The sequence below is a fragment of the Plectonema radiosum NIES-515 genome (genome assembly GCF_025753815.1).
Classification (GTDB): domain Bacteria; phylum Cyanobacteriota; class Cyanobacteriia; order Cyanobacteriales; family Nostocaceae; genus Hassallia; species Hassallia radiosum_A.
The window spans coordinates 17,755-37,898 of the sequence record NZ_JAOWRF010000106.1; the positions used below are offsets into that span (position 1 = coordinate 17,755).

Annotated in this window: 20 protein-coding genes and 1 pseudogene; 12 read left to right on the forward strand and 9 right to left on the reverse strand. The window is 41.0% G+C overall.

Translation table 11 applies throughout. The annotated features are described in order from the left end of the window. Nucleotides 1-86 precede the first annotated feature (86 nt). On the forward strand, nt 87-2,243 hold the full coding sequence (locus tag OGM63_RS06990) for a hydantoinase/oxoprolinase family protein (RefSeq protein ID WP_318528418.1): 2,157 nt from the start codon (nt 87-89) through the stop codon (nt 2,241-2,243). A 96-nt stretch (nt 2,244-2,339) separates the two neighbouring features. Here OGM63_RS06990 and OGM63_RS06995 read toward each other — a convergent pair whose 3' ends face one another. The 3 genes from OGM63_RS06995 to OGM63_RS07005 form a co-directional block, all read right to left on the reverse strand. Next, entirely contained in the window at nt 2,340-2,474 is a 135-nt protein-coding gene (locus tag OGM63_RS06995; RefSeq protein WP_263744784.1) for a DUF5615 family PIN-like protein, read from the reverse strand. A 3-nt stretch (nt 2,475-2,477) separates the two neighbouring features. Next, nucleotides 2,478-2,705 (reverse strand): DUF433 domain-containing protein, encoded by a 228-nt coding sequence (locus OGM63_RS07000; protein ID WP_263744785.1) that lies wholly within the window; start codon nt 2,703-2,705, stop codon nt 2,478-2,480. A 141-nt stretch (nt 2,706-2,846) separates the two neighbouring features. Further along, nucleotides 2,847-3,593, reverse strand: coding sequence for a cupin domain-containing protein (locus tag OGM63_RS07005; RefSeq protein WP_263744786.1), 747 nt, complete (start codon nt 3,591-3,593; stop codon nt 2,847-2,849). Between the two features lie 744 nt (nt 3,594-4,337). On the opposite strand from OGM63_RS07005, the gene OGM63_RS07010 reads away from it, so the two are divergent. Together OGM63_RS07010 and OGM63_RS07015 are read left to right on the forward strand one after the other, a co-directional pair. Beyond that, nucleotides 4,338-5,093 carry a GNAT family N-acetyltransferase gene (locus OGM63_RS07010; protein ID WP_263744787.1) on the forward strand — a complete coding sequence of 252 codons (756 nt, stop codon included), beginning with the start codon at nt 4,338-4,340 and terminating at the stop codon, nt 5,091-5,093. A gap of 72 nt (nt 5,094-5,165) precedes the next feature. Then, a pseudogene (locus tag OGM63_RS07015) lies at nt 5,166-6,761 on the forward strand (hydantoinase B/oxoprolinase family protein); the annotation flags it as partial. Here the strand turns inward: OGM63_RS07015 and OGM63_RS07020 are convergent. Next, nucleotides 6,758-7,675: a septal ring lytic transglycosylase RlpA family protein gene (locus tag OGM63_RS07020; RefSeq protein WP_263744788.1), complete on the reverse strand. Its 918-nt coding sequence runs from the start codon at nt 7,673-7,675 to the stop codon at nt 6,758-6,760. The pseudogene OGM63_RS07015 and the gene OGM63_RS07020 sit on opposite strands and share 4 nt — an antisense overlap. 506 nt (nt 7,676-8,181) lie before the next feature. Between OGM63_RS07020 and OGM63_RS07025 the strand changes: the two genes are divergently transcribed. Together OGM63_RS07025 and OGM63_RS07030 are read left to right on the forward strand one after the other, a co-directional pair. After that, nucleotides 8,182-8,976, forward strand: a complete 795-nt coding sequence (locus tag OGM63_RS07025) for a DUF8758 domain-containing protein (protein WP_263744789.1) — start codon at nt 8,182-8,184, stop codon at nt 8,974-8,976. Between the two features lie 10 nt (nt 8,977-8,986). Continuing rightward, complete coding sequence (locus OGM63_RS07030; RefSeq protein WP_263744790.1) at nt 8,987-9,409, forward strand: DUF488 domain-containing protein; 423 nt, start codon at nt 8,987-8,989, stop codon at nt 9,407-9,409. 100 nt (nt 9,410-9,509) lie between these two features. On the opposite strand, the gene OGM63_RS07035 is transcribed toward OGM63_RS07030, so the two are convergent. After that, nucleotides 9,510-10,175: a LuxR C-terminal-related transcriptional regulator gene (locus OGM63_RS07035; RefSeq protein ID WP_263744791.1), complete on the reverse strand. Its 666-nt coding sequence runs from the start codon at nt 10,173-10,175 to the stop codon at nt 9,510-9,512. Between the two features lie 101 nt (nt 10,176-10,276). On the opposite strand from OGM63_RS07035, the gene OGM63_RS07040 reads away from it, so the two are divergent. The 3 genes from OGM63_RS07040 (at nt 10,277) to OGM63_RS07050 (ending at nt 11,793) form a co-directional block, all read left to right on the forward strand. Further along, nucleotides 10,277-10,933 carry a DUF3386 domain-containing protein gene (locus OGM63_RS07040; protein ID WP_263744792.1) on the forward strand — a complete coding sequence of 219 codons (657 nt, stop codon included), beginning with the start codon at nt 10,277-10,279 and terminating at the stop codon, nt 10,931-10,933. Nucleotides 10,934-11,065: 132 nt separating this feature from the next. Beyond that, on the forward strand, nt 11,066-11,380 hold the full coding sequence (locus OGM63_RS07045; RefSeq protein WP_263744793.1) for a hypothetical protein: 315 nt from the start codon (nt 11,066-11,068) through the stop codon (nt 11,378-11,380). Beyond that, complete coding sequence (locus OGM63_RS07050) at nt 11,377-11,793, forward strand: aspartyl protease (RefSeq protein ID WP_263744794.1); 417 nt, start codon at nt 11,377-11,379, stop codon at nt 11,791-11,793. Before OGM63_RS07045 ends, OGM63_RS07050 begins: the two co-directional genes overlap by 4 nt. A gap of 343 nt (nt 11,794-12,136) precedes the next feature. Here OGM63_RS07050 and OGM63_RS07055 read toward each other — a convergent pair whose 3' ends face one another. From OGM63_RS07055 to OGM63_RS07065, 3 genes are read right to left on the reverse strand one after another with little or no spacing between them, the layout of a single operon-like run. Continuing rightward, nucleotides 12,137-12,529, reverse strand: a complete 393-nt coding sequence (locus OGM63_RS07055; RefSeq protein ID WP_263744795.1) for a GFA family protein — start codon at nt 12,527-12,529, stop codon at nt 12,137-12,139. Between the two features lie 12 nt (nt 12,530-12,541). Continuing rightward, entirely contained in the window at nt 12,542-12,889 is a 348-nt protein-coding gene (locus OGM63_RS07060) for a hypothetical protein (protein ID WP_263744796.1), read from the reverse strand. 38 nt (nt 12,890-12,927) lie between these two features. Then, nucleotides 12,928-14,262 carry a CIA30 family protein gene (locus tag OGM63_RS07065; RefSeq protein ID WP_263744797.1) on the reverse strand — a complete coding sequence of 445 codons (1,335 nt, stop codon included), beginning with the start codon at nt 14,260-14,262 and terminating at the stop codon, nt 12,928-12,930. A 92-nt stretch (nt 14,263-14,354) separates the two neighbouring features. On the opposite strand from OGM63_RS07065, the gene OGM63_RS07070 reads away from it, so the two are divergent. Beyond that, nucleotides 14,355-15,899, forward strand: a complete 1,545-nt coding sequence (locus OGM63_RS07070; protein WP_263744798.1) for an FAD-binding domain-containing protein — start codon at nt 14,355-14,357, stop codon at nt 15,897-15,899. A 104-nt stretch (nt 15,900-16,003) separates the two neighbouring features. Here the strand turns inward: OGM63_RS07070 and OGM63_RS07075 are convergent, their stop codons facing one another. Beyond that, nucleotides 16,004-16,744, reverse strand: coding sequence for a dienelactone hydrolase family protein (locus OGM63_RS07075; RefSeq protein WP_263744799.1), 741 nt, complete (start codon nt 16,742-16,744; stop codon nt 16,004-16,006). 373 nt (nt 16,745-17,117) lie between these two features. Between OGM63_RS07075 and OGM63_RS07080 the strand changes: the two genes are divergently transcribed. The 3 genes from OGM63_RS07080 to OGM63_RS07090 all read left to right on the forward strand — a co-directional run bounded on the left by OGM63_RS07080 (nt 17,118) and on the right by OGM63_RS07090 (nt 20,129). Next, a complete protein-coding gene (locus OGM63_RS07080; RefSeq protein WP_263744800.1) occupies nt 17,118-18,149 on the forward strand; it encodes a J domain-containing protein in 1,032 nt (343 codons plus the stop codon). 66 nt (nt 18,150-18,215) lie between these two features. Further along, a complete protein-coding gene (locus OGM63_RS07085; RefSeq protein ID WP_263744801.1) occupies nt 18,216-19,097 on the forward strand; it encodes an alpha/beta fold hydrolase in 882 nt (293 codons plus the stop codon). Between the two features lie 399 nt (nt 19,098-19,496). Continuing rightward, nucleotides 19,497-20,129, forward strand: a complete 633-nt coding sequence (locus OGM63_RS07090; protein ID WP_263744802.1) for a hypothetical protein — start codon at nt 19,497-19,499, stop codon at nt 20,127-20,129. Nucleotides 20,130-20,144: the final 15 nt, after the last annotated feature.

A 20,144-nucleotide genomic window follows, 5' to 3' on the forward strand; every position in this document is an offset into this window, starting at 1 on the left:
TAAACATTGCAAAGCAATTTGCTGAAAATAAAGTTAATTAAAAGATGATATAGATAAATATCAGCCAAAGACGAGGAAATAGAGCAATGTTAAAATTTTTTGCCGATCGCGGTGGTACATTCACAGATATTGTCGCTGTTACGAATAATCAGGCAATTATAGACAGACTATCAACACATCCCGAACGCTTTCTAATCGTTCCCCTACCTAACCAACAATGGGTGATAGTTTATAAATTACTTTCAGAAAATCCCGAACAATATCAAGATGCCGCAATTCAAGGCATTCGCGATATCATCGGTCTTTCAGGTAACGAACCTATTCCCACAGAAGCGATAGAAGTAGTAAAAATGGGCACGACAGTTGCCACAAATGCACTGTTAGAAAGAAAAGGCGATCGCTTAGTTCTTCTGATTACCAAAGGCTTTAAAGATGCCTTACGAATAGGCTACCAAAACCGTCCTCACATCTTTGCCCGTCATATCATTTTACCAACGATGCTTTATGAGCAAGTAATTGAAGTTGATGAACGATATGATGCTCATGGTGAGGAATTAAAGCCTGTAAATATAGAACAAGTAAAAAACGACTTACAAACGATTTATAATACAGGAATTCGCAGTTGTGCCATAGTTTTCATGCATAGCGATCGCTATCCGAAACACGAACAACAAGTTGCCCAACTCGCGCAAGAAATCGGATTTTCGCAGATATCCGTATCCCATCAAGTTAGTCCTTTAATGAAATTGGTCAGCCGAGGAGATACAACAGTCGTAGATGCTTATTTAACCCCGATTCTGCGTCGCTACGTCAACCAAGTAGCTAGTCAGTTGAGAACGGGGAATGGGGATAACTACTCCCTACTCCCCACTCCCCACTCCCCAGTTAGATTAATGTTTATGAAATCTGATGGAGGCTTAACTGATGCACAACAATTTCAAGGGAAAGATAGTATTTTGAGCGGTCCGGCTGGGGGAATTGTCGGTGCAGTTCAAACTAGCAAAAGAGCGGGATTCGAGTCAATAATTACCTTTGATATGGGTGGAACAAGTACAGATGTTGCTCACTATAAAGGAGAGTATGAACGACAATTTAATTCAGAAATTGCTGGAGCGAGAATGCGAGTTCCCGTATTAGCAATTAATACAATTGCGGCTGGTGGGGGTTCAATTTTATTTTTTGATAATTCTAGTTATCGGGTGGGACCCGAATCCGCTGGTTCAAATCCTGGACCTGCTTGTTATCGACGTGGTGGAGCTTTAGCAGTAACAGATGCTAATGTAATGTTAGGCAAAATTCACCCGCAATATTTTCCTTCTGTTTTTGGAATTGATGGTAATTTGCCTTTAGATAAAGATATTGTCATTGAGAAATTTACAGAATTAGCCCAAGAGATTGAAGCTGTGACAAAAAATGCTCGGACACCCGAACAAGTAGCAGCGGGATTTATAGCGATCGCTGTCGAAAATATGGCGAATGCAGTTAAAAAAATCAGTCTCCAAAGAGGTTATGATGTCACTCAATATGTACTTTGTTGTTTTGGTGGTGCAGGAGCGCAAGTTGCTTGTTTAATTGCTGATACTTTGGGGATGAAAAAGATATTTTTGCATCCTTATGCTGGAGTTCTCTCTGCTTATGGAATGGGTTTAGCTGATGTGCGATCGATTAGAGAAGCAGGAGTAGAACAGCCTTTAACCCAAGCATTAATTCCGCTATTACAGAAGTTAATGGAGAGTTTGGAAGTTCAAGGGAGGGAAGAGTTTGAAACGCAGAATTACGCAGAGGTACGCGGAGTTTATGAAGAGGAGTTAGTTAGAAAGGTTAATTTGAAGTATGAGGGCACTAATTCCATTTTGGCTGTAAATTTTGATTTGGATGTGGTGAGAATGCGGGAGGAGTTTGAAGTTGAGCATAAATCACGTTATGGTTTTATTCAATTAGAGAAAAGCTTAATTATTGAATCGATTTCAGTAGAAGTAATTCAGAAGATGGATACTCCTGAAGAACCCTTAATTACTCGGAAGCGTCCTCTAGATGAAATACCCACATCTGTTGAGACAGTAAGCATGTTTAGCGCTGAAAAATGGCATGATACACCCGTTTATCGACGAGAAGATTTACAGCCAGAAGATAGTATTAGTGGACCTGCGATTATTGTCGAAAAAATTAGCACAATTGTAGTTGAACCGTTATGGAAAGCGAGATTAACTGAACGCAATCATCTAATTTTAGAACGTCTTTAAATCATTTTCATTGACTTCATAATTCAACTCTCAGCTACGCTTGGGGTACTACTGTTTAGGGTCCTCTGTCGCGGGTGATGATAATAGCATCCGCAGCTAGGCAGCTTCCATGACTTCACTATCAGGATGCCCACGTAAGCCGATATCGCGCACGTCTTGTACGGTGAATCCGAGAGCGGCGATTTTGGGTGCGAGGGAGCGGGGCATATTTTCATCGACGAGGAAATTCAAGGCTTAGGCTCCCAAGGTGGTGACTGTGGTTTGTTTGACCAGATCGGTGGCGTAGCTAAGAGCAGCTTCGACTTGGGTTTTGGTTAGTTCATATTCTTGCATAACTTCTTCTTTGCTCATGCCACCAGCTAGGGAACCGATGATGATAGAAATAGGAACACGGGTGCCGGTAATGACGGGGGTGCCGTGGTGGATGGCGATATCTACGGTGATGTATTGTGCAATTTCCATCGCTACCTTCTCAATAGACCTCTTGCAAAAGTCCTTATTTTCATTATCTTCTTTGCGCCTTTGCGCCTTTGCGTGAGAAAAAAAATATTTATGCAAGAGGTCTAATGTTTGCTGTTCCTATATTTTGCCTTGGAATCTTCTCTATGCGGTTGTTTCAAAGGGATGCCGAAACTCTTCCCCAACGACAAATCTCGTTGTATAGGTGGGATAGGTCTTAACATAGACAAGACAACCAGTCTCTGAACTTGGGCTATACGGGCAATTGGGTGGATATCGTAGCCAACTGCTAGTTGGATAATTTCCTAATTCATCACTCCAAGTTCCTTCGATGACAAAAATTTCTTTAACCTCAGTTTCTACCACATTCGATAATTTAGTGCCCGGTTGCCAGCGCTCAACCCAGACTTTTTCTGGATAACCCATTTGCTGATAAAGGGGTTTTACCTCAATTTGGGGGATAATACCTGATTGCCAGGGTGACTCGTAAATATTCGTACTTACTTGGTCACGAGTTTTTCCACCATGTTGTCGTAATTTAACAAAGCACAGACAGCCTTCATCACTATAGGGATGGTGGATAAAGCCTTCCGGATTAAGCTGATAAGATCCTGGTGGATACACTCCTGTTTCGTCTGCAAAGTTCCCTTGGAGTACCAACATTTCTTCTCCACCAGGATGACCATGCAACGGGAAAAAGCTACCCGGATCAATTCGAGTCAGCATTGTTACTGGATGATCTTGAAGTTCATGGTCGGACTCAAAGCAACCAAACCAAATTCCGGGGAAGGTTGTCTGATGCCAGGTCAACGATGTGGGTAATACCACCACACGAGTTAATAAGTCTGTGTGAATTTGTTGGGGTTGCCACTCGACTTGAGAATATACCATTGTTAGATGTCAGATTTTTAATAGTGCCATTAACGCTCTTTTATTACTCTCGCCAGATTAAATTTGAAACCCTATTTTCAGGTTAGTCCAAAGTAGGCGGACGAGCGTTTGTGTAGCCGCGACTTCCAGTCGTCAGGGCTTCATAATTATTATTCTCTCTCCAGAGTCATAATAGAGCTATTAATTGTTTGACTGAATTTTACCAAAGGAAGCTACTTTTCGGCAATTTATGGGGTTAAATGCGAATTGTGGGGTGATGAGCAAGAAGTGGTGCTATTTGTGGTGCAATTTGAGCGACAGTCTGAAGCCATAATAAAAAAATGTTGGGTTTCCTAGCGTCAACGAAATCAGCGATGTCTGACTCAGCTTTTTACCGGATCTATGTGCAACCCAACAAAACCATGAATATTAAGTTTCATTGTTCAACCTCTACTACAGTCTACTAATTTTGAAAAGCTCGTAGTCAGCACTCGTGTGTGCTTCAATAAAGCGCTTAAGCGCTGACTACGATTTTTTCAGGAGTTAAATTAAAAATGTATACAACATCTCAACCTGACCCAGTTCGCTTAGAAATCTTCAAAAACTGTGTGCTCAAAAATACTCACCCTCGTTACACTAGACATCTCCAAAAATGAACTATGCGTTGCCCAAAACCCTTGTAGAGACGCGAAATTTCGCGTCTCTACATTGTTTTCTGGAGATGTATACTAACCTCAACACAGTTTCACAATAAAAAGGCTATTTATGGACTCTCGCATTCAGTCATATTTGCGCTTTGCGGCAAGCCAGCAACGTGACACAGAGCAAATCGGACCATTCCTCGCTACCTTCAACCCCCATAGCGTCAATCCCTTTCTTAACTATGCCATCCCCGACGACGCAGCTACACCGTCACTCAGCGATGTCAAGGCACTAATCGCTGCCTATGAAAGTCGCGGACGAAAGCCGCGTTTGGAGTACGTTGCAACACTCGCACCTGCTGTGGAAGAAGCACTGGTAGCTGCTGGTTTCACCGTTGAGGGACGCTTACCGCTTATGACTTGCACTCTTGGTTTAGAGCGATCGCTTCCCGTCCCCCCAGACATCGAATTAATCGTACCAGTTTCCGATGCCCAGATGCTTGCTACAGTTACAGTGCAAAACGAGGCTTACGGAGAGTGTGCACCAAGCCCTGAAGATGGTCAACGTCTTCGTAATAGTTTAGCAGTCGGTGGAATCGCCGTACTTGCTCGTGTAGCGGCAACAGGGGAACCAGCGGGGGCTGGAGTGTGTACCGTGCCGGGAAATCAGACAACAGAAGTCGCTGGTATCGGTGTGCGTGTTGCTTTTCGGAGACGGGGGATAGCAGGAGCCTTGACAACTCGACTGGTGCGAGAAGCTTTCGACGCAGGTGTTACGGTGGCGTTTCTCATGGCAGCACATGAAGAAGAAGTGCGAATTTACACCCGTGCCGGATTTTCTACAACAGGCGAAATTTTGCACATTTCGCGATCGCAGTAGTAAGCGCTTCAGCGCTTTATTTAAGCACTGAAGTGCTTACTACGATTTTTTCAGGAGTTAAAAATGCACATAACATCTCAACCCGACCCAGTTCGCTTAGAAATATTCAAAAACCTCTATCAATTTATCGCCGAACAAATGGGGATTGTTCTGCAAAACACGGCAGCATCTGTAAATATCAAAGAACGCTTAGATTTCTCCTGCGCTATTTTTGACGCTTCTGGATTATTAGTAGCTAATGCCCCCCATATTCCTGTACATTTAGGCTCAATGAGTGAAAGTGTTCGCAGTTTAATTAACGATAAAGGCGACACTTTAAAACCAGGAAATGTCTATCTATCAAATAATCCCTACAACGGAGGAACGCATCTTCCTGATGTAACTGCAATTACCGCCGTCTTCCCTTCTTCCCCCACTCCCTACTCCCTATTGCCCACTCCCCTCTTCTACGTTGCTTCTCGCGGACACCAAGCAGATATCGGTGGAATTACTCCCGGTTCAATGCCTCCCCACAGTACCACAGTAGAAGAAGAAGGAATTTTATTTGATAATTTTCTCTTAGTTGAAGAGGGTAATTTTCAAGAAACATTAGTACGGCATCATCTTTCAAATCATATTTATCCGGCTCGTAACCCAGACCAAAATATAGCTGATTTCAAAGCACAAATTGCCGCTAATGAAAGAGGAGTTCAAGAACTGCGGAAAATAATTTATCAATATGGGCTTGAAACAGTTCAAACTTACATGAAATTTGTGCAAGATAATGCAGAGGAAGCAGTTAGACGAGCAATTGATGTTTTAAAAGATGGCGAATTTACCTATGAGATGGATAGCGGGGCGCAAATTCAAGTTAAAGTAACTATAAGTCGAAAAAATCGCAGCGCTACAATTGATTTTACCGGGACTTCAAAGCAGCTAAATAGTAACTTCAACGCTCCCAAAGCTGTAACTCAAGCAGCAGTTTTATATGTCTTCCGGACTTTGGTTGATGATAATATTCCCCTCAATGCCGGGTGTCTGAATCCTCTAGAAATTATCATCCCTTCTGGCTGTATGCTGAATCCAACTTATCCAGCAGCAGTAGTTGCGGGTAATGTGGAGACTTCGCAAACTATTGTTGATGCTTTATATGGTGCTTTGGGGGTGATGGCTGCATCTGCGGGAACGATGAATAATTTTACATTTGGAAGCGATCGCTATCAATATTATGAAACCATTTGCGGCGGTTCGGGCGCTGGAATTGATTTTGATGGAACTGATGGTGTCCAAACTCACATGACAAACTCTCGCCTCACCGATCCAGAAGTCTTAGAAACCCGCTATCCTGTACTTTTAGAAAGTTTTAGTCTTCGTCCTGATAGCGGCGGTAAAGGAAAATATTCAGGCGGTAATGGAGTGATTCGCCGTATCAAGTTTCTCGAACCGATGACAGCTAATATTCTCTCCGGACATCGATTTGTTCCTCCCTTTGGCTTAAATGGTGGAGAAGCCGGATTAGTAGGACGTAACTGGATACTACGTCAGAATGGAAGCCAAGAGAGTTTAGATAGCACAGCAACAGTAGAAATGGAACCTGGGGATGTTTTTGTGATTGAAACCCCTGGTGGTGGCGGATTTGGTAAAGTAGAGACGTTCCGCCGGAACGTCTCTACAATTGGTTATTATTAATTACTCAAAATTTCTATTTTCACTGCGGCAACACCACTGCTAATCATTCCTAATTCTTTTGCCGCACCCAAAGAAAGGTCAATTACTCGACCACGAATAAATGGACCCCGGTCATTAATTCGCACGACTACAGAACGACCATTGCCAGTGTTGGTGACACGAACTCGTGTACCAAAAGGCAAGCTGCGATGAGCTGCGGTCAATCCTTGGGGATTAAATCTCTCACCAGTTGCAGTCCGATTACCACCTTCATAGCTGTAATATGAAGCCATACCTTTAGAGGTGGCTTGTACTTCCCCACCAGTATTTTGTTGTGGTGGCTTTTTCACCTGTTGTGGCTGTTTAATCGGTTCCTGGGGTGGAAGGGGGATATTATCAATCTGGTTTAAGGCATAAGCGACATCAATTAGTCTCCGCAAGCGATTGGTGGCTTGCAACGCATCTTGTGAGAGGTTATTGGTTGTATCTGGTAGACGTGTTGTGTCACCATCGATTTCTACCAGTTCTTTGCCATTAACTTTGATGATATAGCTTGCGGCTTTCCAACTGACTGTAATTTGGCTAGCATCAACTTTGTCTGTGATTAATTGATTGATTTTAGTCGCGATCGCACTCGCTCTTTCATCTGAGTTGCTGATATCGGCTTGACTAACAAAGGTGAGAAACGGAATATTACGAATATACAGCGTTGTCGCCTGACGACCTGCTAAGTTATGAGGATGAATTTGAGTAACCATCTCACGGGAAATAAGTTTTTCCCTGATCGATTGCGGCTTTTTCACATTCACCGCATCACTAGAAGCTGCCTCGTCCGGAGTGGTAGAATTTTCGTTGGTTGTTGCAGCACGACCAACTGACGGTAGCCCCAAAACTGTTGTTGACACGACAACAGACCACAATTGCGTTTGTTTCATGTATCCGATTTTTTAAGGAACTGAACAACTCGGATGTAGCACTGGCTAGCGTGACATCACCCGATAACTCAAAAAAAGCTTTTACTTTTGTTTAGTAGTTGCTGCAACACCTGAAGATTAGCCTTGAGATTTGAAGACTAATACTTTAGCTTCAACTTGGTCAATTTACCAGAATCTAGTGGTAGTTGGCAAGCTAAAAATGTTACAAAAAATTATTATGCGTGCGTAAGCCCGTTTTATTTTTTCCAATTAAAATTTTACCGACTTATGCATAGATACGAAAAAACTAGGTTAATGGACAACGCTTAATGCCTGAAACGACGATTTGTGGCGGATAAACCTAATTTATGCCTAAATATTCAACTTTATTTATTGAAGTTGGGTAAAACTGATATTTTGCAGCAGTTGCATTACCCCTCTTAAATTTTAATATAAGGCTCATAGCCCCAAAGTCCTCGTGTAAGCTATTTTATAATCAAAATAACTCTCGCTTAAAATCAAAATACATGCAAACTAGAAAAGTTTTGATTGCCACTAAAACTTATCCATCAATTAGCACTAGATATAGAGAGACAGTTTGTACAGCAGGAATTTTACTAAGCGATGATGAAAAGCCACAGCAATGGATTCGGATATATCCTATCCCTTTTAGGTACATGGATTACGATAAGCGCTATCCTAGATGGTCTATTATAAGGGCTGAAATAAGCAAAGATGAAAAAGATTCTAGGCTGGAAAGCTTTCGAGCTAATCATTCAACCATAGAAATTATTAGAAAAATTGATACCTCGAACAATTGGCAGGAAAGAAAGTCGCTACTATTACCGCTTAAATTTGATTCAATTAAACAGATAAAAGAGGAAAATAAATCACTAGGAATAATTAAACCCCAAAGTATAAAAAAATATTACTGTAAGCCGACCGAACGCGAATGGCAACCTAAACAACAAGCGGTGTTAGACCAACTTGATTTGTTTGAAGAATCGATTGATTTAGAGAAAATTCCTTACCAATTTGGATATGAGTTTACTGATGAGGCAGGAGAGAAGCATAAGTACTCTATAAGTGATTGGGAAATTATGCAGTTATATAGAAACTGTAGGGATAATTCTCAAGCAAGTAATTTAGTAGCAAAAGAACAAGAATCTTTAGAGAAAGTCAAACAAAAGTTAGAGGGTTTTATTACAGATAAAGATTTACACTTTATAGTTGGTAATTTAAAAAATCATAGAAATTCGTTTATGATTATTGGATTATTCTACCCGCAAATAGTACAATTAGAACAATTAAGTTTATTTTAAAACTGCAACAATGAATTATAAAGCTGAAAATATACAGTCATTAATTTTAACATTTGGGTATGGAAATCGTAAGGATTACGACGAGTTTTTAAAGTGGCTAGAAATGTTTAATGTCAACTGTGTTGTTGATGTGCGTTTTTCGCCTCGCGCTTGGAGTCGAAAGTGGTATGGAACAGCAATTGAGAAACTTTGTAATTCCATAAATATCAAGTATGTTTCTCATACTGCATTAGGTAACACATCTGGTAATAAAAATTGGATTCCTCCTAATCAAGAAGAAGCAACATTGGCATTATTGGAAATTTCTGAAATTGCACAAAAAGAAACTGTTCTTTTACTATGTGCAGAATTACAAAGTGCAAAATGCCATCGGGTATCTGTTGCAAATCAATTACATGAACTTACAGGGATTACAGTCAAACACTTAGAATAACTTCAAACATTTAGAAGACGTTCCGGCGGAACGTCTCTACGTGTATTTAATAACAACGCAATCTGCTGTATGCTCATACAGAGCAGTTTTGCTATGGTTATCAATTCAGCACATCCTGCAACTTCGCTACCATCTCCGCACGTGCGGAAACTTCCAACTTGCGAAACATCCGCTTCAAAGCTTGCTTGACTGAATTTTGGCTAATCCAAAGTTTTGTACCAATTTCGCCATTAGTTAAACCCTGTGCTACTAATTCAGCTATTTCTAACTCTCGTGGTGTCAGTTTACTTGCTAATTGAGAATTAAATGTTACTGATTTGGTGCGTAAAGTTGCCAGTTTTGCTGACAAATGCAAGCACAAAGCGCTCAAGTCGGCTAAATCGTTGGCGTCAAAGGCAGGATTTCCGCTAAAACGGGCAAGGTTTAAGGTTCCAATCAGACGACCATCACAAATAATTGGACCGGTCATGACGTGTTCGTGGTCTTGACGGGGGCAAAGTTGCTTCCAGCTGGTTGGGGATAATATTAATTGTTCGTGTGTGGGTGCATGACGCTCGACGACGTAGCGTCCGATAGGGTTGCTTTCCATACACACATCCGGGATATCTTGAATACCATCCTTTGATGTGTGGTCATCAAGCAGATGAATACCCCAACGTTGCACACCAAAATGTTCGCCAACTGTTTCCATGATGGCATTATTTAGTTCTTGCTCGTTTTGGGCGCTGGCGATCGCATGAAATATGCTATGAAGAAAATTAGGCATAAGTGTACCCAGTTGGGGACTAGGCAAGGCTCCATAATTACTTCTATGCTAATACCAGCGCATGTAAAACGTTAAGATAACTAGTAGGGATAGGACATTAAATGACTGTTACACAAATTTCTGCCCAAGAATTTTTCCGGGCTGCTTATGAAAACCGCTACACTTGGGATAAAAATTTTCCCGGTTACACCGCAGATATCACCTTTAAGGAAGATGATAAGGTAATTAGTGGTAAAATTCGCATTAGCGCCGATCTCAAGGCAGAAGTGCTTGATGTCGAAGATGAGCAAGCACAGAAAATTATTCACGGTCAAGCTTGGGAAATAGCAATTCACCGCGTCCGTCGTAGCTTTGAACAAACCCACAGCACGAATACCTTCAGCTATGGTAACACTGACGAAACTGGTGCTGTGGAGATTATCCTCGGTGGTAAGTCTCAGGGCGATGGATACAAAGTCCGCAATAATGAAGTGTGCTTCGTTCACCGTCTAATTCATGGTACTTTTGTCACGATTAATACGGGAAGCAGTCACGATACTGGTGAAGGCTATTTATCCCACACTTATGACTCTGTATATCACGACCCGAAAACGGATGAACAAAGAGGTGGTAGAAGCGAATTTACAGACGAGTATGAAAAGGTTGATAACTATTTCATCCTCAATCGTCGCGAAATTCGCACGACTACAGAAGGGCAGCTTTCAACTCAAGAATTTATCTTCTCGAATATCAAGTTGTTAGAACCTGTTGCAGCTTAATTGTTGTAGTTAATTAAATAATAGCTGCGATCGCATGGGGATTTCTCCGTGCGATCGCTTTTTTTTATGCACTCGTCTTAGATAAAATCAATTCATAAACAAATTACTTGTTTGTCAAAGCGAGTAAAAAACATGACACTATCTTCTAATCGCATACCACGTCGAGGACGAGTATTCCCAGAAAACCAACTATCACCCGAAGAGAAAGCACGACGTCAAACTGAAGATGAATTATTTTATCAGCGTTGTCGGATGATTTTTGACAAAGTTAAACCAGAATTGATCAAAGACCATTACGACTGGTTTATTGTAATTGAGCCAGAAAGCGGAGATTATTTTATTGATCCAGATGAAAATGTTACTAGGCAGAAAGCTCGCGAGCAATTTGGTGATACTATGCGTCTGATGATGCGAATTAATGAGACTGGAGCCTGCGGGAAAATATGATTTCTGGAGAATTTAACAGCCAGGGTGAGTTAATTTTTGAAATCGGTTTAATTTCTGCGGATGGTGATATAATTCCAGTCCAGGCGCTTCTAGATACAGGATTTACTGGTTGGCTGGCGATTGACAACCAAGATGCTTTTAGTTTGGGGTGGTTGCGTGAAAGTCAAAAAGAAGAGATGCGAACGGCAAGAGGTGAGGCACGATTTAATCTTTATCAAGGAAGCGTGCTTTTAGATGAACAAGAGTTTGCAATTCCAGCATTGGGAGGAGATGAATTGCAAGACATCCTCTTAGGTATACGCTGGTTGCAGACAAAGCGATTGGTAGCAGATTTTCCCTTATTGAGTGCTGACGCTGGGATGATGAATTATATACACTTTACTTGCTTTTTGTCAAGTGTAATCTCTCAATAATCTCAAATTAGAGTAGCGATCGCACTTATTTTTTCACGTTCCGAGATAAAAGCCTGACGTTTCGTGTTCAGAACCTGAAGTTCCGAGATAAAAGCCTGACGTTTCGTGTTCAGAACCTGAAGTTCCGAGATAAAAGCCTGACGTTTCGTGTTCAGAACCTGAAGTTCCGAGATAAAAGCCTGACGTTTCGTGTTCAGAACACGAATGATGACGTTTAATATCATAACAGGTATATTACATATATTGTAGAGACGTTCCGGCGGAACGTCTCTGAGCGTTGGTTGGTTAGGATGTTTTTATTAGTGTTAATTAACCGGACATGATATAAAAAGCGATCGCTATGTTAATTAATCAACTTGTGAATATTATCTTCCCAATTCGCTCCATCAAAAGGGACAATTTCAAAGTTTGACATCACATCACCATCAAGACATCGCACATTCACATCAATACACTCAGGGTGACTGCGCGGAATATAGAAAGAGTGAATTCCACAAACAGAGCAAAATTTATGTTCAGCAACTCCTGTATTGAATTTGTAGTTGCTCAACAAATCTTTCCCTTGCAGTAAAGTGAATTTATCTTGCGGCACAATTAAATGTAAAAAGCCCTTCTTCCGACAAATAGAACAATTGCAATCATCGACTTTGTAATTATCAACTAACACCCGAAAGCGCACTGCACCGCAATGACATCCACCTTCATAAGTTGCTGCTTGATTGATATTTGTTGTCATGTTAATTTCCTATCAGCGTGACTCCAACTTAGCAACTCGCGACTCTAATTTATTGACTTGTTGCTTCAATTCAACTACTAAAGTTGCTAGTCTATCAAACATCGGGTCTTGTTGTGATAGATTCCGTCTGTTGTTACGTTGTGGCTGTGGTAATTGAACTGGTAATCTTGACGATGAGGAACGGTTTTGATTCAGCACAGACTCTATTTGATTTAACCGCGACTCCACACGATTAACATCCGCTTCCAAACTATAAAGACGGGATTCTATTTGCTGCGATAAGGCAGGGTAGGACAAAAAACCGCTCCAAATAATAATTACCATAAACACGGCGACACCAAGCGCCCAGATTTTATTCATACCTCATAACGGGTGGGGAAACCCACCCCTACTGTTGATTATTTATCTGCTTGTAAGTCAGAAAATAACCTCTGCCAATCGATAGAATTAGCGTTATTTTCCTTCTGTTTTACTTCAAAGGTGACATTACATGCCTTTGAAAGTTGTAGCGATCGCACGCAAAGTTCAGCTACATCCTCACGGCTGATTTTTCCTCTGATATTATCACCTTGCTCAAAAATTAATTCTTTTCCTCCAGCTTCTTCAGTTAACGCACAAGGTCTAATAATTGTGTAAGGAATTCCACTTTCCCTTAAACTATCTTCTCCCTTTAACTTCCAAGTCAGAATTCCACCTAATTGGTCATTTAATCTGACTGCTGGTGGTTCTTCTTCTAAATTAATTCCCGGTCTTCCAGGACGAGTTACACCCGCTGAACTCACAAGAACAAATTGTGGTAAAGTTTCCCCACCATAGGCTTTAATTACTTCCAACTGCAAAGAAAAACCACCATCGGAGAACTTAGGATTTAAAGCACCATCGTATTCAAACTTACTTAACATCAATTGAAATGAACAGATTTTGCTCTTCTCAATTGACGGACAGTCTTTGACACTTTTTGCCCGAAATACTGGAATCAAATCGGCAAAAGGAATGCGAATATCTATCCAAGTGTTTGCGACAGTATCGAAAGAATAACCATAACCAATACCATCCCATACGGCTTCTGTCCGCAGAAATATTTTGTAACGTTTACCGTCACCTCTAACGCGCAACTCTATACCTTCGTAACCAGATAAATTAAAGGGTGGAGTGAAATTTGTAGTTCTCACAGAAGCAAATCCCCCAGAATTTGCGGTGGAAACATTGCCAGTAAATAAAGCTGTGTTTTCCACAAATTGCATGTTACTTGCACTCACCCCACCCATCACAACATCATCCAATGCACCCCAAGTATTCTTTAACTCCTCTGATATATTTGTGAAATCAAATATCATCTTTTCGCGGGATTTTTGCAGATGTTTCCCCGCAGCTTGTACCAAGTTTTTCACACCTTGATATTCCACGTTTTCGGGAGTATCACCAACTATTTCCGGCATGTAAAATTTGATGCCTTGATTGTATTTGGCTCTATCTGCTGTGTCTCCCTCAACTGGCTGGACTCGCACGGCTGTACAACACACGACAGCTTCGATATTACTCATCACCAGGGAAGTCAAAGTTTCTGGTTTAGTAATATCCGCAACAATTAAGTCAACATCATTACCCAAAATAGACCGTGCTTTGTCGATATCTCGGACGAGACATTGCACTTTATCACCTTTTTCCAGCAGTCGTCGCACTACACGCTTACCGACACCACCCGTTGCACCTGCTACCAGTATCGCACCCACGCTTTTTCCTCCTAATGCTTTATCTTTATTATCGTTGGCACGACAGATGAAGGAAAAATGTCAAAATATAAATAATATTTTAGTACATATGTATGCACATTCTTTGGTTTCGACGAGACTTGCGGCTAAATGACAACGAAAGTGTAGCGAATTCGACTGCTAACAATGCAGAAGTGTTACCGTGCTTTATCATTGACCCCTGGTTTTATCAGCAACCTGAGTTAGGTAAAGCACGTGTGAGGTTTTTGTTTGAGTCTTTAGAAAATCTAGACCGCAATTTACGTTCTTTGGGTAGTCGGCTGTATTTATTTGAAGGGAATTCTCTAGAGATTTTACAGCAGTTGACAAGACAACTGATGGAGGAGCCAGAGAAACCGAAGCTTTATTTCAATCGAGATGTGCAAGTTGAGTATGGTATTGAACGCGATCGCGCGATCGCAACACTTTACCAACAACTTAATCTCGATTGTCACATCGGTCTAAATAACTTTGTGCAAATCGACGACGAACACCGCGACCAGTGGTTTGATGAATATTACACTTATATTAGACAATCACCACACCCAACTCCAACCCAGATAAATACCCCAAAGCGTTCGCTTAAGTTACCACAAATCACCATAAAACAACTTAAGCAAAAATACAGCGCTTTTTGGGAAACAGAGCGAGTTTACTTTAAAGGTGGAGAAAAGCAAGCTTTGACCACTTTAGATTCATTTTTGCAGCGGAGATTCCACGGTTATCATTGGAAGCTTTCACAACCGTGGTTAGCTCAAGCTGGGTCAACGTCTCACCTTTCACCTCATCTGGCATTTGGTACTATCAGCGTGAGAAATGTCTATCAACGTACTAAAGCACGAGCAGCCGAACTTTTCAACGAGCCGAAAGCTGAATTTTCTTTAAAAGCGTTTCGCGATCGCTTGCGTTGGCACGATAGTTTTACTCAACGGTTGTACTTTCATCCCGAAATAGCACACACCAATCGTTATCCTGAGTTTGATGAGTATTATACAGCGAATGAATTAACTCCACAACAACAAGAGTTATTTCAAGCTTGGCAGCAAGGATTAACTGGTTTCCCCCTCCTTGATGCGAGTATGCGGCAATTGCAAATAATGGGCTGGATGAACTTTCGGATGCGAGCAATGTGTGCTACATTCTTAACAATTAATTGTGGTATATCTTGGCATCACGGCGCACGTCACTACATGAATTATCTGGTGGATGGTGATTTAGCAATTAACAATTGGCAATGGCAGATGCAAGCTGGAATCACCAATCCTTTAAGTGACACTTTCCGCATTTATAATCCCAACAAAAACATTCCCGAAAAAGATGCAAATGGTCGCTTTCTCAATTATTGGCTGAGAGAACTAGATGGTTACAGCTTAAGCGAAATTCTCGATGGAGCCTACATCAACAAAGGTGAATATCCCGCACCGATTTTAGATTGGTCAAAGACTCGGCTGATAAACGGCAAAATTGTCTCAGACATTCGCAAGCGCGTGCGATCGCGTATAATTTCCTCTGGTGGTGAAGATTATGAAAACGCTATAGCTACTAAAAAAACCGTAAATAAATACGTTGAATCCAAAGACAAACAATACCAGCAATTTAAGCAGATGTCTGGGCAATGAAAAAGCCAGGACTAAGGAATGTAAAAGTAGTAAGCACTTTAGTGCTTAAGATAAGCACTAAAGTGCTTACTACGAGTAAAATAAGCTGAAAACTTGCTTTTTCTTCAAACCGCAAACATCCGCTCAAAGAAAGCTATTATTTCCGACCAAGCAGAGGTAGTCGCAGCAGAATCGTAGCGATAACCGTCATCCCGCATGAAAGTATGTTCGGCTTCATACAAGAAAACTTCGTGAGGTATACCAGCATTCTCAAGTGCTTTAATTAAAGTTTGCCGGTCTGAGTCTGGGATATGCGGGTCAAGAGTACCGAACACCATTAGCATTTCCCCTTTGATTTCGCTTACCCGCTTGATTGTATCAGCTATCCCTTTACCCAGTTTACCACTGGGAATACCTGTAGGATAACAGCAGGCTGCTGCCTTAATTTCGCTTTCAAAGGCTGCCCGAAAAGCTAAATGTCCACCAATACAAAAGCCGAGAGTGCCTATCTTCCCAGGAGAAACTGAACCTTCTGCCTTGAGAAATTCTATCACAGCACGGCAATCGGCATCATAATGAGCGATCGCAGTACGACGAGCATTATCATTACCCCGCATCCGACCAATATCATCTGGTTCAATAACCAAACCAACCGGTTCAGTTCGATGAAAAATTTCTGGTGCTGCTACCACATAGCCATATCCTGCTAAATAGTTAGCTAGACGAATCATTGCACCGCCTAACTGATAAATATCACTGTAAAATATAATCCCTGGGTAAACTCCTGGGGAAGACGGTGCTGCTAGATAAACGCGCATTAAACTGTCATCAACTCTTAACTCGACATTACGTTTAGTGATTTGCACTTTTTTGTCTCCTCTACACAACTTGCTTAAAATGCACGAACACCTTAATATTGTGATGCAGATGAATGCATTCTTTAATTATTTCCCTTTTTTTCAATATCTAAGTTGTACTTGCATACTTTTATCTCATGTTTTATGTTCTACTTAATAACCTTTTCTAGTCTTCGGAAAGGTTTTACACACAAGCATGAATTTACAGCGTTTTTTATTCAAACAGACTACAAATTAAATTTAACCCCTGCCACCTTCGTACCATTTGCGTATCAGGTATAAAGAATCAGCGAAGTAAATAACATATATTTGCTACACTAGTCAAAACAAAAAGCCCAATCTAGTTAACTTACACCCTAAATTAACTCATCCCATAGCTTTTATGACTCGTCGAACCTCAGCACACAAATCCCCTACCGCTACAACTCTAGCACCTTCCACAGTCCATATTCGCCTAGAAGGACTGGAAACACAACACCAACGCCTATTAACACAAATTAAGAAAAAACGTACCGAAGTGAATAACTTTGTTGAGCAGATGCGCTCTTTTGCTACACAAATTTATCAGCGCACTACCCCCAAAGTTAAAAAAATAAATGCTATCGACGAAGAAATTCATACCCTCTTCAATGAAATCCTAACTAAGAAAAAACTTGCCAAACAAACCAAGCACAAAATTGCCCAAATTTACCACAATCTTCAGGTCGCAGGAATTATCAGTGAAAAAGATGACGAAGAAGATACAGAATTTGACGAATTATTTGAATTCAACGAACAAGAAAACGAAATCCCACACGGGCACCGTCAGCAACAATACCAACCCCAACCCGAATTAGAATCACCCTCCGCTGCTAGAACTGACGAATCAAAAAAGATTCGTTCATACTTTTTGCGGTTAGCCGAAATCTTTCACCCGGATAAAGCTACCGACAGCGAGACGCAAATGCGTCATACGGAGATAATGAAAGAAATTAACAAAGCTTACCAAGAAGGAGATTTAGCCCGACTTTTGGAAATTGAAAAAAAACATGAGGTAGGAGAAGTTATTGATAGCAACAGTGAAGATGATTTAACGAGAAAATGTATTCGCTTAGAACAGCAAAATGAATTTCTCCAAACTCAATACGAAACCTTAAAAAAAGAACTTCGCAGCTTTAAAAAAACTCCAGAAGGGGCAATGGTTTCGGAATGCAAGAAAGTCAAGAAAAAAGGATTTGACCCCATTGATGAAATCTCATTACAAATCGAATCTCAAATTGAGATAATATCCGAAATTCGGGATTATGTCAAAGACTTTCACTCAGCAAAGATGACTATTAAAGAGTTTCTCTGCGGTCCGGCTGTTCTGCGGTCTAAAAATCAGAGTATGATTGAAGATTTTCTCGACCAGATATTAGAAGAAATGGGTGAATAAAAGATAAAATTAGATATTTTTTGACTATAAATCATTGCAAATATAAATTTATCAGAATAGTGCATTATGCTTCGATTTCAACCTCCTGGTTTTGGGCATCAAGTCGTCAATACTTCCTTGGGAGGAATGGTTTACTATACCCAAACCACTGCACCTTGGTTAATGGCTGACATTGAGTTACCCCCGCTACTGTTTTTGCATAACTTTGGTGGTGGAGCATCTGCTTATGAATGGTCTAAAGTTTACCCTGCTTTTGCCGCCAATTACCGGATATTGGCACCAGATTTAATTGGTTGGGGTGATTCTGCTCATCCAGTGCGAGATTATCAAATAAGCGATTATTTAAATACGATCGCTCAATTTATCACTCAAACTTGTAACACTCCTGTAACGGCGATCGCATCTTCTCTGACAGCTGCTTTGACTGTTCGTCTTGCCATTCAACAACCTGAATTATTTAAAGCACTGTTTCTCGTCTGTCCGTCTGGATTTGATGACTTTGGGCAAGGTGCTGGACGTAGACTTCCTATTGGGTTACTCAATACGCCCCTCTTGGATAATTTAATATATGCCCTTGGGGCAGAAAATGAAATAGCAGTCCGCAATTTTTTACAAAACTTCTTGTTTGCTAAAGCCGAACGAGTATCCGAAGAAATGGTACAGGCTTATTTAACTTCAGCACAACAATTCAATGCTAAATTTGCTGCATTGGCATTTTTGCGCGGCGACCTTTATTTTGACTTAAGTTTGTATATTAAGCAATTGAGCATTCCGACTGTCATGTTTTGGGGTGAAAAAGCACAATTTACCAGCGTTAAATTAGGACGAAGGTTGGCAAGTTTAAATACGAGTGCAATTCGAGATTTTCAAGCGATCGCATCTTCCGGAGTCCTGCCACATTTAGAATTACCAGAGGTGATAATTGGTTTGTTACAGCGCTATTTTTAGGCAATAAGATGGGAGGACAAGGGGGGGAGTGGGGGATGGGGGGATGGGGGGACAAGGGGGAGTTTTCTTGAGCGTTCTTGAGCAGGGGGAGAAATATTTATTCTTTCTTATTTCCCCTTTCCCCTTCTTTTTGATTACCGACTGGTATACACGGATTCTTTTGTTTTGGGTTTCTTCTTGGATTTGATTGACTTGGAGGGGGGTTTTTGGACTTTTAGTTTGGGAGGACGACAGCGATCGCAATACAACGGCTGTGATGGAAAGCAAGTGCGTTCAACCACGAGATTGCATGATTTACATACAAAACGATACACTTTTTGCTTAATCACACGAATATGAGCTTTGACAAAAATTTCCTTAGATTCCACCGATTTGTTCCTTTCACTGAATAGTAGTTCTATGTCTGAGTTGTCTGAGATTCTGAGTTTACTCGAAGCAGAGCGCGATCGCTACGTCTTAGAAGTAGTTGAGTTAGAACGTCGTCTATCATTAGTCCGCAAGCAGATCGTTACTCTAGAAGCTCTAATATCAGGGTACGCCCTAGAAGAGCAAATGTATCAACCTCAAAGACGCATATCTGATTCATCCTCAAGTACAGCTGTGCTCTTGAATAGTCAAGATGAAATTGAGCACTCCGGAATTGAGCATTCCGAACAGACAGCTTCTCAACTAGTTGATTCTACCGCTCTTGTCAAAAAAGAACCGGACATTTCCGACATTCCCAAACTGACCATTGTTAGAAAACCCGGAACTTTACCTTTACTAAAAGAATTCCAAGATTACTCGATTCAGAATGCCATATTGATTTTGATGCGTCAAGGACCGGATCTGCATTTTCACGTCGATGCAATTGTCCGCGACTTATATGGAGATCAATTAACGTCGTCACAGTTTAAAACGGCAAAAACCAACGTGAGTAAAATGCTCTCCACAGGTGTGCAAATGGGTTTATGGTATCGGGTATTTCGTGCATTGGGTATCTATACCTTGCATTATGAAAAAGGAGTGACAACCAAATCTATCGGGAAATAAGGGGGGGAGGGGAGG